This is a genomic window from Pseudomonas sp. 22072, from assembly GCF_052046095.1.
Lineage (GTDB): Bacteria > Pseudomonadota > Gammaproteobacteria > Pseudomonadales > Pseudomonadaceae > Aquipseudomonas > Aquipseudomonas paracarnis.
Window position 1 is genome coordinate 1 of record NZ_JBQEQE010000076.1, and the last position, 318, is coordinate 318.

Genomic DNA, 318 nt, shown 5'->3' on the forward strand with positions numbered 1-318 from the left:
CAGGCCAGGCCGGACTCTACCAGCAGCGCTTCAAGCCCCATCAAGTCCGGCACCTTCGCCACCTGCTCCCCCACTTGCACCGCCGCCTCCTCGAGCGTTCGCCCGTCACGCTGGCTTCGCCGCAGGCCGCTTCAAAGCTGGTCAGCGGAATCTGCCGATCGCGCCACGTGACCTGGCGGCGCATAACTGATCGTTCCCACGCTCCGCGTGGGCATGCATCCTGTGACGCTCTGCGTCACCCTTATGCTGACTGGCGGGACGCGGAGCGTCCCCGGCGGCATTCCCACGCGGAGCGTGTGAACGATCAGTCAGGCCAGG

At 67.3% G+C, this 318-nt stretch carries 1 pseudogene; it reads right to left on the reverse strand.

Annotated elements, in window-relative coordinates:
- Positions 1-178: pseudogene (locus tag ACTJLA_RS26855) on the reverse strand (chemotaxis protein CheW); the annotation flags it as partial.
- Between the last annotated feature and the right edge of the window lie 140 nt (positions 179-318).